Raw genomic sequence first — 15,963 nt, forward strand, 5'->3', positions numbered from 1 at the left:
TGTGCACGCAACACGCCGGGCCGCGGCGTACATAACTCCGGAATTGATGGAGGGGGTCAGCGGCGCGGGCGGGCGAGCCAGGGGTGCAGGAGGCGCGTGACGAACGGGAGCAGGTAGTACGTCATGGTCGGCGTCAGCAGGAGGGTCGTGATGAGCACGGTGGCGAGCGGCCAGAGCTGGTGCCAGCCGGGCACCAGATAGAACGTGACGTAGGTGAAGGCCAGCGAGAGCGGGAAGAATCCGAGCCAGATTGTGACGGCCTGCTTCCAGCGCGGCGGGGCGGCGGGGACGCCGGGCTCCGGCTCGTCGAACCAGCCCTCGATGCCGGTGCGGCGCTCCACGCGCGACACCTCGACCAGCTCGCGGCCCTCGTACAGCCACTCGGCGCGGGCCTCCGAGGACTCCCAGACCTCCAGCGACGCGGCGTCGGCGAAGCGGTACAGCATGTGCCACTCGTGCGAGTGGGCGTTCGCGCGCACCCAGCCGGAGCCGAGGAAGCCCTCATAGCCGTTGGCGAGGTTGACGCCCGCCTGGACCCAGTGCGTCACCTCGGGGAGGCGATCGGGGTCGACCCTGCGGGTGATGGAGACGGTGACGGGGATGCGCGGGGGAAGCCCGGGTTCTGCGCTTGTGGCGCGGAGACGTTCGGCTCTTGTGGAGTCATGCGTCCATTGTCGCCGCCGCGGGTTACGACCGCGTTTCGGCGCCGGCGGCGCTCAGCGCGGCCCGAGGAGGGTGCCGCCGTCGCGCACGACGAGCTGGGGCGTCACCAGGCGGTGCCGCGGGTCGTCGACGCTGGATCGCGCCCTACCGCCGTGGGCGCCGGTCAGCAGTTCGAGCACGCCCGCGGCCACCTCGTCCAGCGGCTGGCGCACGCTGGAGAAGCCGAGTGACGCTGCCACCGGGGTGTCGTCGTAGCCGATCACCGGGATGCGGCCTCCCGTCGCCGTCAGGGCGCCGAGCGCCAGCGAGTCGGAGGCGCAGACGACGGCCTCCACGTCGGCGCGAGCGGCGAGCGTCCGCATGGCCTCCGCGCCGAAGGTCACGCCGTCCTCGGAGGCCTCCTCCAGCGTCGAGAGTGTCGCAGCGTCGACCGCGTGCGCCTCCCGCATCGCCTCCAGCCACCCCGCCCGGCGGTCGTCGCCGGTGCCGGAGCCGGCCGGCCAGCCGAGGTAGCCGATCCGGCGGAGGCCGCGCGCGAGGAAGTGGTCGGTCGCCTCGTGCAGCCCCGAGCGGCCGTCCACGTCCACCCACAGGTGCAGCGGATCGGTCATGTCGTCGATGCCCCACGGCCGGCCGAACGTGACGAACGACTGGCCGTGCTCGATCAGCCACTCCGTGCGTGGGTCGCCGTGGAAGGTGGAGGTCAGCACGAACGCGTCCACGTCCGCGCCGTCGGAGAGCCGGCGGAACTGCTCGATCTCGTCCTCCGGGCCGTCCGCTGTGAAGAGCAGCACGCGCAGGCCCTTGCGGTCGGCCTGCTCGGTGAGGGCGTGCAGGAAGCGGTCGAGCACGCTGCCCGAGATGCCGTCCCTGGTCATCGGGTCGAGCCGGATGCCGATGGTGGAGCTCTTCTGCGTGCGGAGCCGGCGGGCGGAGGCGTGCGGCCGGTAGCCGAGCGAGCGGATGGCCTCCTCGACGCGCTCGCGGGTCTCCGGGCGGACGATCGCCGGGGTGTTCAGCACGTTGGAGACGGTCTGCCGCGAGACGCCCGCGGCGTCGGCGACGTCGCTGACGGTCGGCTGTGCGCCCATGCTGGCTCCTTCCCCGGCGCGCTCCGGCCCGGTCGGAGACGCCGTCTCAGACCTTACCGCTGCGCGTTCGCGCTGGCCCGCTGCCCCGCTTGACACGTCCCGAAGGCCGTGACTATGGTGACAGCGTCCCCGTTTGATCGTTCAAAATGCACTGTAGCATCATCGAATTTGATCGATCAAAGAGGAGTCCCACCCGGAACGAGACCATAGGAGGTCGGATGCGCGCAGAGCAGCGGGCGATCCCAGCGCTCCCTCCGCGATGTCCTCCACAGGTCCGCGTCCCACGCGAACGTTCCACGACTTCGGCGACCGACACCGCGTGAGCCCGGCCGTTCGGGCACACTCACACCAAGGAGAGAAACACATGCGAAGAATCACATCCCGCTGGCTCGCGGGCGGCGCCGTCGCCGCTGCGGCCGCACTCGCCCTCACCGCCTGCGGCTCCGGCTTCGGCGGCAGCGGCAGCGGCAGCAGCGACACCGGCAAGCTGACCTCGTCGAACAAGGCGCTGACGGTCATGATCGGCTCCTCCGGCGACGCCGAGACGGCCGCCGTCAAGTCCGCCGTCGGCGACTGGTCGAAGAGCTCCGGCACCAAGGCCAGCGTCGTGGCGGCGAGCGACCTCAACCAGCAGCTCTCGCAGGGCTTCGCGGCGAAGAAGCCGGCGGATGTGTTCTACCTCTCGACCGACGCGCTCGCCGGCTACGCCTCCAACGGCTCCCTGCTCGCGTACGGCGACCAGCTCGGCAACAAGGGCGACTTCTACCCGAGCCTGGTCAAGTCCTTCACCTACAACGGCAAGTTCTACTGCGCGCCGAAGGACTTCTCCACGCTCCAGCTCATCATCAACAAGGACATGTGGAGCGCCGCCGGCCTCACCGACAGCGACATCCCCAAGACCTGGGACCAGCTCCAGGCCGTCTCCAAGAAGCTCACCGGCAACGGCCACGTCGGCCTCGGCATCTCGGGTGAGTACGCTCGCATCGGCTCCTTCATGGTGCAGGCGGGTGGCAACCTGATGAACGACGACAGCACCAAGGCGACCGCGAACAGCGACGCCAACGTCAAGGCGCTCGACTTCGTCAAGACGATGCTCAACGCGGGCGACCTCAAGTACGCCAAGGACCTCGGCGCGGGCTGGGGCGGCGAGGCGTTCGGCAAGGGCCTGGCCGCGATGACCATCGAGGGCAACTGGATCACCGGCGCCATGAAGTCGGACTACCCGAACATCAAGTACCAGGTCGCCGAGCTCCCCGCCGGCCCCGCCGGCAAGGGCACCCTCCAGTTCACCAACTGCTGGGGCATCGCCGCCGACAGCCCCAACCAGGCCGCCGCGCTCAAGCTCGTCGAGAAGCTGACCAGCAAGAGCGACCAGCTCGCCTTCTCGCAGGCGTTCGGTCCGATGCCGTCGATCAAGTCGGCCGCGAGCGAGTGGAAGTCGGCCAACCCCGACCTGGTGCCGTTCCTCAACGCCGCCGACTACGCCAAGGGCGTGCCGACCGCCAAGGGCGCGGCCGACGTCGTGACCGACCTCAACAGCAAGCTGGAGACGCTGGCCACGAGCGACCCGAAGACGATCCTCGACGCCACGCAGAAGAACCTCGAAGCGCTGAAGTAAGGATCGCAGACACCATGTCGCAAGCCACGAGTCGGTCTCGCCGTTCCGGAATCCGGCGCGGCGAGGCCGCCTCGGGGTGGTTGTTCACCGCCCCGGTCATCCTGCTGCTCGGCGTGTTCCTCGTCATCCCGGTGCTCATGGCGCTGTGGGTCAGCTTCTCCGACTGGGGAGGGCGCGGCAGCCCCTTCGCCTCCGACGTGAACTTCGTCGGGCTCAAGAACTACTCGACCCTGCTGGCCGGCGGCGGGCTCGCCGAGTCGGACTTCGGCATGGCGCTGAAGAACAACGCCTGGTACGTCGTCCTGGTCGTCCCGATCCAGACGGCCATCGCGCTCTTCCTCGCGGTGCTCGTCAACCGGGCCGTCCTTCGCGGGCGCGGCTTCTTCCGCACCGCCTTCTACTTCCCGTCGGTGACCAGCTCGGTCGCCATCACCGTGCTGTGGCTGTTCCTGTTCAGCACGACGGGCGCGGTGAACAAGGTGCTCTCCTGGTTCGGCGTCAACGGGCCGAACTGGTTCAACGACCCGAGCGGCATCATCCACAACCTCCTCGGCCTGTTCGGCGTCACCAGCGGGCCCGCCGCCCTCACCCAGAACACGCTGCTCGGCGTCTCCTGGTGGGACTGGCTGGGCGGGCCGTCCGTCGCGATGACGGCGTACATCATCATGGCCGTGTTCACCACGAGCGGCACGTTCATGCTGCTCTTCATCGCGGCCCTGCAGAACCTCGGCGGCGACATCACCGAGGCCGCCATGATGGACGGCGCCAACGGCTGGCAGCGCTTCTGGCGCATCACCCTCCCCCAGCTCCGCCCGACGCTCTTCACCGTCCTCACCCTCGGCCTCATCGGCTGCTGGCAGGTCTTCGACCAGATCTACACCGGCAGCAAGGGCGCGCCGAGCAAGACCACGCTGACCCCGGCGTACCTCTCGTACCAGACCTCGTTCACGAATCAGGAGTGGGGTCAGGGCGCCGCGATCGCGTTCATCCTGTTCATCATCATCGTGCTGTTCACGATCTTCCAGCGCTGGGTGCTGCGCGAGCGCACAGTGTCCAAGCGGCGCATGCGGCCGTACGACGCGCTGGTCATCGCGGCGACCGCGCCGAACAACTCGTCCGGCTCCGCCATGAAGGGAGGCCAGCGATGACCGCCACCACGACCACCACCTCCCCCGCCACCGCGACCTCGCCGGGCGCTCAGGCTCCGCGTCCGGTGCGCCGGCGCCGCCGCACGAGCGGCAGCATCGCCGCTACGTCCGTCAGCTACGCCATCCTGGTCGTGCTCGCGGTCGTGTACATCATGCCGTTCCTCATCCAGGTGGCCACGTCGTTCAAGACCGACGCGGACGCGACGGCCAACCCGGTGTCGCTCATCCCCCAGGTGTGGACGACGGCGGCGTACACGAAGCTGTTCCTCAACTCGGACTTCCCGATCTGGTTCATGAACTCGGCGATCGTCACGGTGTTCGTAACCCTCGGCCGCGTGTTCTTCGACTCGCTCGCCGGCTACGCCCTCGCGCGGCTGCACTTCCGCGGGCGCGGGTTCGTGTTCGCCGCGCTGGTCGCGGTCATGTCGGTGCCGATGGTCGTGCTGCTCATCCCGAAGTTCCTCGTGATCAACCAGCTCGGCATGTACGACTCGTACACCGGCATGATCCTGCCGCTGCTCACGGACGCGGCAGGCGTCTTCATCATGAAGGGCTTCTTCGAGTCGATCCCGGCGAGCGTGGAGGAGCAGGCGCGCATCGACGGTGCAGGCACCTTCCGGGTGTTCTGGTCGATCGTGCTGCCGATGGCGCGGCCCGCGCTCATCACGATCATCATCCTGTCGTTCCAGGGGTCGTGGAACGAGCTCGCGCACTTCATCGTGTCGACGCAGGACCCGGCCCTCACCACGCTGACCAAGGGCGTCGCGGGCCTGGCGAGCGGCCAGCTCAGCCAGGGCAGCCAGTACCCGATCAAGCTCGCCGCCGCCGCGATCATGACCATCCCGGTCGCCGTGCTGTTCTTCGTCTTCCAGCGCCGCATCATGAACTCCAGCGACGGAGCGGTGAAGGAGTGACGGCCATCGCACCGACCATCCTGGCCACCTGCGGAGGCCTGGTCGCCGGAGACTGGACGGACTCGCTCTACGGGCCGCTCCTGCACCACGCGATCGAACTGGCGCAGGTCGTCGGACGCCGGCCCCGGGTGACCCATGTCAACACCGCGGGCGGCGACCAGCGGCACGTCGAGGGCGCCGAGCTGGAGGCCGCGCGCCTCGCGGGCGTCGAGGCCAGCCACGTGCGCTTCTTCCCGCACCCGAACACCCCGGACCTGCGGGAGCACATCCTCTCCCAGGACGTCGTGTGGGTCAGCGGCGGGAGCCTGCTCAACCTGCTGGCCGTCTGGCGCGCCCACGGGCTCGACGAGATCCTGACCGAGGCGTGGCAGCGCGGCGTCGTGCTGGCGGGCGGCTCGGCGGGCGGCCTGTGCTGGCACGAGGGCGGCACGACGGCCTCCCGCGGCCCGGACATCTCCGCGCTGGCCGACGGGCTCGGCCTGGCGCCGGGTTCGCTCGCGGTGCACTACGACTCCGACCCGCGCAGGCGGCCGGCGCATCAGGCGGCGGTCGCCTCCGGCGAACTGCCGGGCGGCTACGCCCTCGAAGAAGGCACCGGGCTCGTCTACCAGGGCACCACGCTCGTGGACGTCGTCTCCGAGCGGGAGGGCGCGGCGGTCTGGCACGTGCAGCCGACGGACGCCGATGGGCGGCGCGGTCTGACCGAGACGCGGATCGAGCCGCGCGTGCTCCCTGAGCTCCCATCCCCTACATGCCCACTCCCACTCATATCCCCGATCGAGGAGGCGCGAACGCCACGATGACCCAGCCGCTCCAACCCCTGCTGCACGACAGCGTCGTGGTGCTCACCGCGCCCAGCCAAGCCTGGTCCGCCGCGGACGGCGCCATCGACGGCGGCGGGATCCACGGGTTCTTCCACTCGGACCTCCGGGTGCTCGACCGCATCCTCCTGACCGTCGGCGGCGACGTGCCCGAGCACATCGCCACCGCCGGCCCCGACGCCGCGAGCGCGGTCTTCACCTTGCTCGCCCGCCGGATCGACGATGCCACGGCCGACCCGCGCGTCCGGCTGGACCGCACGCGCACGGTCGTGGCGGGGAGCCTGCGGGAGCGGATCGTGCTGCGCAACGCCCTCCGCACCCCGATCGCGACGACCGTCGAGGTCGCGGTCCGCGGCGACTTCACGCCCATGCAGACGATCAAGGCCGGGCTGGCGGGCGCGGAGCACCCCGTGTCGGCCGAATCCGCCGAGGAGGGCGTCGTCTTCCGCTCAGGCCCCGTGACCGCGCGGCTGGTCGCGCCCGAGGCGCGCGTAGCGGTCGACGGCCAGGACGCCGCGCTCGTCTGGGACGTCGAGGTGCCGGCTCACGGCGAGGTCGCACTGGGGTGGACCATCGACGTGGACGACCCGACCGCGGTCGTCGCGGGCGCGGCGCCCTCGGCCGAGTGGGCCGCGTTCCGGGCCACCACGGGCGACTCCCGCCTCGCGTCCTGGCTCGACCGGGCGCTCGCCGACCTCCAGTCGCTGCGGATGTCCACCACCGCGCGCCCGGACGACACCTTCCTCGCCGCCGGCGCCCCTGGTTCTTCACGCTCTTCGGCCGCGACTCGCTGTGGGCCGCGCGTCTGCTGCTGCCGCTCGGCACCGACCTCGCCGCCTCCACGCTCCGCGTGCTGGCGCACTTCCAGGGCACGGAGACCGTCGCCGAGACCGCCGAGCAGCCCGGCAAGATCATGCACGAGCTGCGGCCGGCCGCGCTCACCATCCCGGGCGAGGGCGTCGTGCTGCCGCCGCTCTACTACGGCACGGTCGACGCGACCGCGCTCTGGATCAGCCTCCTCCACGACGCGTGGAAGTGGGGCCTGCCCGACGACGAGGTGCGCGAGCTGCTGCCCGCGATGCAGGCGGCGCTCGCCTGGATGCGCGACTACGGCGACAGCGACGGCGACGGCTTCCTCGAGTACGTGGACACCACCGGTCACGGCCTGGCCAACCAGGGCTGGAAGGACTCCGGCGATTCCATTCAGTGGAAGGACGGCACCCTCGCGGACGGTCCGATCGCGCTCTGCGAGGTCCAGGGCTACGCCTACGAGGCCGCAGTCGGCGGCGCCGAGCTGCTCGACGCGTTCGGCCTGGAGGGCGCCGACGAGTGGCGCGACTGGGCCGCGCAGCTCAAGACCCGCTTCGCCGAGACGTTCTGGATCGACGACCCGGCCGGCGCCTACCCCGCCGTCGCGCTCGACGCCGCCAAGCGCAAGGTCGACACGGTCACCAGCAACATCGGCCACCTGCTCGGCACCGGCATCCTCACCCCGGAGCAGTCGACCGTGATCGCGCGCCGGCTGGCGTCGCCCGAGCTATCGTCCGGCTACGGTCTGCGCACGATGTCGACGGACTCCGGCGGCTACTGGCCGCTCAGTTACCACGGCGGCTCGGTCTGGGCGCACGACACCGCGATCGCGATCGTGGGGCTGTCGCGTGACGGCCACACGGCAGAGGCCGACCTCCTCGCCGACGGCCTGCTGGCCGCGGCGGACGGCTTCGGCTACCGGATGCCCGAACTCCACTCGGGCGACTCCGCCGAGCAGAGCAGCGCGCCGATCCCGTACCCGGCCGCCTGCCGCCCGCAGGCCTGGTCGGCGGCCGCGGCGGTCGCGGTCCTCTCCGCCCGCCTCGGCCTCCGCGCCGACGCTCAGACGGGCTCGCTCGACGTCCGCCCGACGCCCGGCGCCGGCGGCATCCGGGTCAGCGGCCTCCGCTTCGCGGGCGCCCCCCGCGACCTGGAGGTCTGACCCCGCAGATTCGTGCCGAATGTCGCCTTAGCCGCGGCGAAAAGCGACATTCGGCACGAATCCGACGTCGAACAGGGCTAGATCTGGGCCATGATCTGGCGGGCGATGACGCGGCCGGCGCGGTTCGCGCCGATCGTGCTCGCCTGCGGGCCGTAGCCCGCCAGGAAGATGCGCGAGTCCTGCCACGAGGCACCGGACGCCACCGTGAGGCCGCCGGCCTTCTCGCGCAGCTTCAACGGCGCGAGGTGCCTCAGCTCCGGGCGGAAGCCGGTCGCCCAGATGATCGTGTCCGCCTTCGTCGCCGAGCCGTCCGCCCAGACGACGCGGTCTGGCTCGATGCGGGAGAACATCTCCCGCTCCACGAGCAGCCCGCGGTCGATCCCGGCCGCGACGCGGCGCGTGCGCGGCACGCCCGTTCCGCTCACGATGCTGGGCAGCGCCAGGCCCGCGCGGGCCGCCGCGTCCTGGGCGGAGACCGCGGCCACGCCGCCCTCGATCGTCAGTTCCGACTCGTTGCGGAAGTCCACCGGGCGGCGCGTCGCCCAGGTCAGGCTCTCGGCGACGCCCTCCAGCTCCAGCAGGAAGCCGATCGCGCTCGTCCCGCCGCCGACCACCACGACCGCCTGCCCGGCGAGCTCCTCCGCCGACACGTACGACGACGTGTGTACGTGACGGCCCGCGAAGTCGTTCATCCCCGGATACCACGGGATGAACGGCGCCCCCCAGGTGCCGGACGCGTTCACGACGACCCGGGTGCGCGTCTCGCCGCGGTCGTGCGCGACCACCAGGTCCGCGCCCCGGTCGTACACGCGCGAGACCGTCACCGGCCGCTGCACCTCCAGGCCGTAGTGCTCCTCGTAGCGGCGGTAGTAGCCGGCGACGATGTCCTTGGCCGGGAGGGCGCGGTCGGCGGTCTCGAAGCTGAGACCCAGCTCCGCCATCCCTGGGAGGTCGTTCACGTGGTGGGCGCTGCCGAGACGCAGCGCGTCCCACCGGTGCTGCCAGGCTCCGCCGGTGCCCGGGCCGCGGTCGAGGATGACGAAATCCTGTCCGGGGACCAGCTCGAACCGGCGCAGGTAGTAGGCGACCGCCAGCCCGGCCTGCCCGGCGCCGACGATCACCACCTGGGTGTCGGTCATGCCACTGATCACGCGCTCATTCCATCATCCGACGCTGTGCGGGAACTCGGGGTCCACGAGGGTCACCATGCTAAACTCGACGCTAGTTTTCACTATTTCTGTTGGATCCCCGGGTGCCATTCCCCGGGCAGGACCAAAAGGGGGTCACGCATGGGGCGCGGCCGTCAAAAGGCAAAGCACACCAAGATCGCTCGTCAGTTGAAGTCGTTCAGCCCGAACGTCAACTACGACGCGCTCGAGCGTGAGCTCACCGGACATTCCCACCACGACGACGAGCACCAGTACGACGCGTGGGCCGACTACGACCCGGATGGCGACGACGACACCTCAGGGTACGACGACGCCGACGAGGACGAGTACGAGGACACCGAGTCCGAGACGCCCAAGCGCGCCTGAGCGCGACCAGGTCATCCCCGCGATCACCCGAGCGGGCGGCGTGACCCGCTGACGATCCGTCGACCGAACGTCCGCGCGCTCAGAGCCACCCCTGCCGCGTCGCGATCGCGACCGCCTCGGAGCGGTTGCGGGCGCCCGTCTTGCCGATCGCGCTCGACAGGTGGTTGCGCACGGTCCCGTCGCTGAGGTGGAGGCGGCGTGCTATGTCGGTGATCGTCCCGCCCTGGCCCGCCACCGCGAGAACCTCGGCCTCCCGCACCGTCAGCGGCGAGGCCCCTGACGCCAGCGACTCGGCGGCCAGCGCGGGGTCGACGACGCGCAGGCCGGAGGCGACGCGGCGGACGGCGTCGGCGAGCTGGCCGGAGGGAGTGTCCTTCACGATGAACCCCGCGGCGCCGGCCTCCATCGCCCGCCGCAGGTAGCCCGGGCGGCCGAAGGTCGTCACGATCAGGGAGCGGCACGACGACAGGTCACGCGCGAGCTGCGCCGCGACCTGGATGCCGTCGAGCCCGGGCATCTCCACGTCGAGCAACGCGACGTCGGCGGCGGAGGTGCGCGCGGCGTCGAGCACCTCGTCGCCGCGGCCGACCTGCGCCACGACCTCCAGGTCGCTTTCGAGGGCGAGGAGGGCGGCGAGGGCGCCGCGGACGAGGGCCTGGTCGTCGGCGAGCAGCAGGCGGATGGTCACGCGGTCCTCCTCACCGTCAGTAGGGTCCCGCCGCGCGGCCCGGCCTCGACTGTCACCGCGGCCCCGAACTCGCGCGCCCGGTCGGTGAGCCCGGCGATCCCGGACCCGCGCACGAGCTCGCGCCGCTCCGCGCCGAGCGGGGCCGCCCCCGGCCGTCGTCCTCGATCCGCAGGACGTCCGGCTCCACTGTCACCCAGCAGTTGCGCGAGCCCGAGTGCCGGATCACGTTCGTCACGCCCTCCCGCAGCACCCAGCCGAACAGCTCGCGCAGCTCGGGCGCGACGTCCTCGCCGTTGCGCGGCAGGTGCGCCTGGATGTCGGCGGCAGCCAGTCCCGCCTGGGCGGCGGCGAGCTCGGTGGACAGGCTCATCTCGCGGTAGCCGGCGACGGCCGCGCGCAGGTCGGCGAGTGCCGAGCGGGTGAGGCGCTCGATGTCGGCGAGCTCGTCCTCCGCGCGCCGCGGGTCGACGGGGATCAGCCGGCGTGCGAGCTCGGACTTCACCGTCACCACGGTCAGCGAGTGGCCGAGGACGTCGTGCATGTCGCGCGAGAACCGGGCGCGCTCGTCTACGACGGCCAGCCGCGCGATCTCTCCCTGCGCGTTCCGCAGTCTCCGCAGCGTGTCGATCTGGCGGGCGAACGCGCTCATCATGATGCCGATCGAGACCGTGATCAGGGCGATGAACCAGGCTTCCGCGAAGGTGCCCGTGAGCAGGAACACGATGACCTGCACGGCCCCGAGGGAACCGATGATGGTGTTCGCGACCCAGGTGCGCGCGATCGACATCCCGGCGACGCACGCCACGTAGACCCAGGTCCAGAGCGTGTCGACGCCGATGAACGGGAGGAGGGTCAGCGTGAGCGCGAAGTAGGCCAGCACGCCGATCAGCCGGGTCCGCTCGCTCTCCCACCACAGGATCGGCGGGAGGGCCAGGAAGCCCACGTAGACCACCGCGAGGAGCGCGGTCGCGACGATCTTCGTGCTGAGGGCGCCGGACGACGTCCAGAGGCCCGCGATCACGGAGATCTGGTAGAGCAGGCCGATCACCGCGCCCGGGTACCAGCGGTAAGCCGAGCGATGCGTCAGCCGTGCCCACACCCCGGTGGGCCGGTACTCCTCGACCTCGCTGCTGAACACGTCCCTAACCCTAGCCAGCCGGCGCCCCGGCTCAGCCGCGCGCCGCGTCGCGCCGGTAGCGCCACACGATCAGCGCGCCGAGGGCGAGCGTCCACGCGGTCAGCACGAGCGCGGGTGTGAGGGCGTCGCCGCTCTGCAGCGCGCCGAGCTGCCCGACCCGGTTCAGCCAGTACGACGGGACGGCCTGTGCGACGTTCGCGACCCAGGCGGGGAAGATCTGCAGCGGGATCCACAGACCGCCCAGCACGGCCATCCCCATGAACACGGCCATGAACAGCGGCTGCGCGAACTCCGGCTTGGCGAACTGACCGATCAGGATGCCGAGGAGGGCGAACGGCACGACGCCGGCCCAGATCGCCAGGCAGGCAAGCATCCAGCTCATCGCAGGGAGGACCGGGTGGTAGAGCGCGATCGACACCCCGACGATGACCACGATGCTGAGCAGCGCGAGCGCCAGGGCCGCCACCAGCTTGGAGATCAGGTAGCCGGTGCCGGTGAGCGGGGTGACCCGGAGCTGCCGGTTCCAGCCGAGCGAGCGCTCGGTGACGATGTTGAACGCCTGCGAGAGGGCGGCCATCATGCCGCCGTACGCGGACACCTGGATGGTCGTGACGACGATCCACGGGAGGTGGGTGACGGCGTCGACCTGCCCGCGGCCGCCGAACGTGCCGCCGAAGGCCAGCAGCATGACGAGCGGGACGGCGAGGGTGAAGATCATGGCGCGCATGTTCTTGAGCTGGCGCAGGGACTCGCGGCCCAGGTAGGCGATGCTCATCGGAGTGCTCCTTCGGAGAGAGTGTGCGGGGTCGGCGCGGTCGCGTCGTCGCGCGACTCGGTGAGGGCGAGGAACGCGTCGTCCATCGTGTGCGCGGTGACCTCGATGTCGTGGAGGTCGTCGTGCGCGGCGAGGAGGGCGCGGAGGGTGGCGTCGGAGTCGTCGCTGACGATCGTGAGGCGGCCGTTGCGCTGGTCGACCGAGCGGACGCCGGGGAGGGCGCCGAGCGCTGCGGCGACCTCCGGTGTCCAGGCGAAGCCGGCGGTGGCGGCGATCCGGCGTCCGGACACGACGGCCTTCACCTCGGCGGGGGTGCCGTCGGCGACCACCCGGCCGCGGGCGAGCATGACGATCCGGTCGGCGTAGGCGTCGGCCTCGTCGAGGTAGTGCGTCGCGAAGACGACGGTGCGGCCCTGGTCGGTGAACTCCCGCATCGAGAGCCAGAAAGTGCGCCGGGCCTCCACATCCATCGCCGCGGTCGGCTCGTCGAGGAACAGCAGGTCCGGGTTCGAGACGACGGCGACGGCGAACCGCGCGCGCTGCATCTGGCCGCCGGACAGCTTGGCGACGCGCCGCTTGGCGATCTCGGTGCAGCGGGCGCGTTCGAGGGCTTCGGCGACGCTGAGCGGATGCCGGTGCGCCGACGCGACGAGCGCCACGGACTCCGCGACGGTCAGGGTGGGGAGCAGCGCGCCGCCCTGCAGCATCGCACCGACCTCCCCTCCCGGATCGCCGCGCGGGGGTCGCCGCCGAACAGCTCGGCGGTGCCGGCGGTCGGACGCGCCAGGCCGAGCGCGAGGTCGATGGTGGTGGACTTGCCCGCGCCGTTGGGGCCGAGGAGGGCGATGACCTCCCCCGCGTTCACGGTGAGGTCGACGCCGTCGACGGCGGTGAGCGACCCGAAGGTCTTGCGGAGGCCGCTGAGGCGGATGGCTGGTGAGGTGTTCACCGTTTCAGAGTGCCGGGCGGGCGGCGGGGCCGCGCAGGGGCGCGTCAGGGATTCGGCGTGACGTTTGTCATGGGCCGTGTCAGACCAGACCGTCACGGGGGCGCACCGACCGGAAGAGGCCGATGACGCCCGCGACGCCGCCGACCGTGATCAGACCGGCGGCGAGGAGGAGCAGGAGGTCCTGGCCGACCGGCGCGCTCGCGAGCGGCGTGTGCGCGGTCGGGTCGCCCTGTGGGAGCGCGGAGGCCGCGCCGGCCGCACCGCCGCCTCCCGTGCCTCCCACGGCGGCCGACGCCGGGGCCGCGGCCGGGACCGCCGGAAGCGACACCATCGTGACGGCGCCGCTGACGTCCGCCGTCGCGTGCTGCAGGACCACGAAGAACACGGAGGCCGGCGAGCCGGGCGCGCGGGCGGGCAGGCTGACCGTCGTGGTCGCGGCCGCCTGGCCGGCGGCGAGCGCGAGGGTGCCGGACGCGGCGACGTAGTCGGGCCCGGCGTGCGCGGTGCCGTCGACGGTCGCGAAGTCCACGGTGACCGGGGCGGCGCCCGTGCGGGTGACGTGGACGGTGACGGACGTGCTGCCGGCGACGACGCTGTCGGCCGCGACCGAGAGTGCGCCGGATGGCGGGGTGACGGTGACGGGCGCGGTGGCCGTCGCGGGGCGGAGGGTGGAGCCGCTCGCGGGAGTGAAGGTCGCGGTGATCGTGTGCGGGCCGGCCGGGGCGGTCAGGTCGGCGCGTGCGACACCGCCAGCGCCGACGGGCGCGGTCGAGGCGGCGGTCCCGTCGATCGCGAAGTCGACGGTCCCGGCCTCCGGCGGCCCGAGCAGGAAGCGGGTGACGGTCGCGGACACGGCGACGGTGCCGGAGGTCGTCGCCGGTGCGCTGAGCACGATCGCGGTGGCGTCGGTGCAGGCCGGGGCGGAGGCGTCGATGGTGACCGACCGGCCGCCCAGCGTCCAGATCAGGGACGGCTCGGCTGCGGCATCCACCGTCAGCAGCCACGCGCCGTGGTGCTCGCCCGGCAGGAAGGATGAGGGCTGGCCGCGGTCGGCGGCGCCCGGTGAGAGGTCGTCGCCGCCGGAGCCGGGAGTCAGCGTGACCGGGGCGGAGGCCGACGACCAGTAACCGAGGACCACGGTGCGCGAGGTCACGGCACCGAGCGGGGCGTCCTGCACGCAATCGACGAGCGGGGTGAGCGCGTCGGACGCAGTCGGCGCCGCCGAAGTCGGCGCTGAAGTCGGCGTCGGTGTCGGTGTCGCGAACGCCGGCGCCCCCGCGAGCGCCACGGCGACGAGCGCCGCCCCCAGCGCACACGCCAAGCGGAGGCTGGCATGGGGGGTCACAGCGGCCACTCTAGCGGGACGCCGCGACCCCCCGCGCCTCCACGAACGGGTCACGTCGTGCGGGCTTGCGAACGGAGGAGATCAGGCGGCCGGAGGGGCCGGATGGCGGTCAACGGAGGTAATCTGCCCGTTATTGAGGGAGAAGTCCTCCGTTAGCCGCGGGGCTCAGCCTGCGTAGGTGCCGACCAGGCGGACGGCGCCGCCATCGACGCCCTTGGCGCCCTGCTCGAAGCCGGCCAGGTCACGCGCGGTCGTGGAGACCACGCCGGCCCGCCAGGTCGGGATGCCGCCCGCGGTGATCGCGGCCGCGATCACGTCGGCGGCCTCCGGGGCGACGACGGCGAACATCCCGATGCCGAGGTTCCAGGTGCCCTCCGACGACTCCAGGGTGCTGCCGGCCAGGTCGCTCAGCACGCGGAACACCGGGAGGGGCGACCAGGTCGAGCGGTCGACCTCCACCCACGAGCCGACGGGGAGGACGCGCGCCAGGTTCGCGGCGATGCCGCCGCCGGTGACATGGCTGAGCGAGTGGACGGCGCCCGCGAGCGTCGAGGCCTCCAGCACGCGCAGCAGCGGAGACGTGTAGAGGCGCGTCGGCTCCAGGAGGGCCTCGCCTACGGTGCCGCCGAACTCGTCCAGCCGGTCGGTGAAGGCGATGCCGCGCTGCGCGAGGATGTGCCGCACGAGCGAGAAACCGTTGGAGTGGATGCCGGACGACGCCAGCGCCAGCACCACGTCGCCGTCGCGGACGCGCTCGGCGCCCAGCAGCTCGTCGGCCTCCACCGCGCCGACCGCGGCGCCCGCGACGTCGTAGTCGTCCGGGCCGAGGAGACCGGGGTGCTCGGCGGTCTCGCCGCCGACCAGCGCGGTGCCGGTCTCCTCGCAGGCGCGGGCGATCCCGGCGACGATCGCAGCGATCCGCTCGGGGACGACCTTGCCGCACGCGATGTAGTCGGTCATGAACAGGGGACGCGCGCCCACCACGACGATGTCGTCCACGACCATCCCGACCAGGTCCTGGCCGATGGTGTCGTGCTTGTCGAGCGCCTGCGCGATCGCGACCTTGGTGCCGACGCCGTCGGTGGAGGTGGCGAGCAGCGGGCGGCGGAAGGCCTTCAGCGCGGACACGTCGAACATGCCCGCGAAGCCGCCGACCCCGCCCAGCACCTGCGGGCCCTGCGTGCGCGCGACCGCGGCCTTCATCAGCTCGACGGCGCGGTCGCCCGCGGCGGTGTCGACGCCGGCGGCGGCGTAGGAAGAGGACGAGGATGCGGTGGGGTCGGTCACCGCTCCATCGTATCCGGGG

At 71.9% G+C, this 15,963-nt stretch carries 14 protein-coding genes and 2 pseudogenes; 7 read left to right on the forward strand and 9 right to left on the reverse strand.

Annotated elements, in window-relative coordinates; translation table 11 throughout:
* Positions 1-56: 56 nt before the first annotated feature.
* A complete protein-coding gene (locus ACQ86L_RS10335) occupies positions 57-548 on the reverse strand; it encodes an antibiotic biosynthesis monooxygenase (protein WP_434318804.1) in 492 nt (163 codons plus the stop codon).
* A gap of 168 nt (positions 549-716) precedes the next feature.
* On the reverse strand, positions 717-1,754 hold the full coding sequence (locus ACQ86L_RS10340) for a LacI family DNA-binding transcriptional regulator (protein WP_434318805.1): 1,038 nt from the start codon (positions 1,752-1,754) through the stop codon (positions 717-719).
* Positions 1,755-2,118: 364 nt separating this feature from the next.
* Here ACQ86L_RS10340 and ACQ86L_RS10345 point away from each other — a divergent pair, with 364 nt between their 5' ends.
* The 6 genes and pseudogenes from ACQ86L_RS10345 (at position 2,119) to ACQ86L_RS10370 (ending at position 8,227) form a co-directional block, all read left to right on the forward strand.
* Positions 2,119-3,372, forward strand: a complete 1,254-nt coding sequence (locus ACQ86L_RS10345) for a sugar ABC transporter substrate-binding protein (protein ID WP_434318806.1) — start codon at positions 2,119-2,121, stop codon at positions 3,370-3,372.
* A gap of 14 nt (positions 3,373-3,386) precedes the next feature.
* Positions 3,387-4,520, forward strand: coding sequence for a carbohydrate ABC transporter permease (locus ACQ86L_RS10350; protein WP_434318807.1), 1,134 nt, complete (start codon positions 3,387-3,389; stop codon positions 4,518-4,520).
* Complete coding sequence (locus ACQ86L_RS10355; protein WP_434318808.1) at positions 4,517-5,434, forward strand: carbohydrate ABC transporter permease; 918 nt, start codon at positions 4,517-4,519, stop codon at positions 5,432-5,434. The genes ACQ86L_RS10350 and ACQ86L_RS10355 overlap by 4 nt, the downstream gene beginning before the upstream one ends.
* On the forward strand, positions 5,431-6,237 hold the full coding sequence (locus tag ACQ86L_RS10360) for a Type 1 glutamine amidotransferase-like domain-containing protein (protein WP_434318809.1): 807 nt from the start codon (positions 5,431-5,433) through the stop codon (positions 6,235-6,237). The genes ACQ86L_RS10355 and ACQ86L_RS10360 overlap by 4 nt, the downstream gene beginning before the upstream one ends.
* A pseudogene (locus tag ACQ86L_RS10365) lies at positions 6,234-6,764 on the forward strand (glycogen debranching N-terminal domain-containing protein); the annotation flags it as partial. The gene ACQ86L_RS10360 and the pseudogene ACQ86L_RS10365, both read left to right, overlap by 4 nt.
* A 116-nt stretch (positions 6,765-6,880) precedes the next feature.
* A complete protein-coding gene (locus tag ACQ86L_RS10370) occupies positions 6,881-8,227 on the forward strand; it encodes an amylo-alpha-1,6-glucosidase (RefSeq protein WP_434318810.1) in 1,347 nt (448 codons plus the stop codon).
* 77 nt (positions 8,228-8,304) lie between these two features.
* On the opposite strand, the gene ACQ86L_RS10375 is transcribed toward ACQ86L_RS10370, so the two are convergent.
* Positions 8,305-9,366: an NAD(P)-binding domain-containing protein gene (locus ACQ86L_RS10375; RefSeq protein WP_434318811.1), complete on the reverse strand. Its 1,062-nt coding sequence runs from the start codon at positions 9,364-9,366 to the stop codon at positions 8,305-8,307.
* Positions 9,367-9,516: 150 nt separating this feature from the next.
* On the opposite strand from ACQ86L_RS10375, the gene ACQ86L_RS10380 reads away from it, so the two are divergent.
* Positions 9,517-9,762: a DUF3073 domain-containing protein gene (locus ACQ86L_RS10380; protein ID WP_434318812.1), complete on the forward strand. Its 246-nt coding sequence runs from the start codon at positions 9,517-9,519 to the stop codon at positions 9,760-9,762.
* 79 nt (positions 9,763-9,841) lie between these two features.
* Here ACQ86L_RS10380 and ACQ86L_RS10385 read toward each other — a convergent pair whose 3' ends face one another.
* From ACQ86L_RS10385 to purM, 6 genes and pseudogenes are all read right to left on the reverse strand, one after another.
* Positions 9,842-10,450, reverse strand: coding sequence for a response regulator (locus ACQ86L_RS10385; protein ID WP_434318813.1), 609 nt, complete (start codon positions 10,448-10,450; stop codon positions 9,842-9,844).
* A 52-nt stretch (positions 10,451-10,502) separates the two neighbouring features.
* Positions 10,503-11,588 (reverse strand): sensor histidine kinase, encoded by a 1,086-nt coding sequence (locus ACQ86L_RS10390; RefSeq protein ID WP_434318814.1) that lies wholly within the window; start codon positions 11,586-11,588, stop codon positions 10,503-10,505.
* Between the two features lie 31 nt (positions 11,589-11,619).
* Positions 11,620-12,363: an ABC transporter permease gene (locus tag ACQ86L_RS10395; RefSeq protein ID WP_345833615.1), complete on the reverse strand. Its 744-nt coding sequence runs from the start codon at positions 12,361-12,363 to the stop codon at positions 11,620-11,622.
* Positions 12,360-13,408 (reverse strand): annotated as a pseudogene (locus ACQ86L_RS10400) (ABC transporter ATP-binding protein). The gene ACQ86L_RS10395 and the pseudogene ACQ86L_RS10400 overlap by 4 nt, the downstream one beginning before the upstream one ends.
* The gene (locus ACQ86L_RS10405; protein ID WP_434318815.1) at positions 13,392-14,657 is read right to left on the reverse strand and encodes a Calx-beta domain-containing protein; all 1,266 of its coding nucleotides are present in this window, start codon (positions 14,655-14,657) and stop codon (positions 13,392-13,394) included. The pseudogene ACQ86L_RS10400 and the gene ACQ86L_RS10405 overlap by 17 nt, the downstream one beginning before the upstream one ends.
* Before the next feature lie 165 nt (positions 14,658-14,822).
* Positions 14,823-15,944, reverse strand: coding sequence for a phosphoribosylformylglycinamidine cyclo-ligase (gene purM, locus ACQ86L_RS10410; RefSeq protein ID WP_434318816.1), 1,122 nt, complete (start codon positions 15,942-15,944; stop codon positions 14,823-14,825).
* Between the last annotated feature and the right edge of the window lie 19 nt (positions 15,945-15,963).

Origin of the sequence: Leifsonia sp. P73, from assembly GCF_051059105.1 — a bacterium.
In the GTDB taxonomy this organism is placed as follows: Bacteria; Actinomycetota; Actinomycetes; order Actinomycetales; family Microbacteriaceae; genus Leifsonia.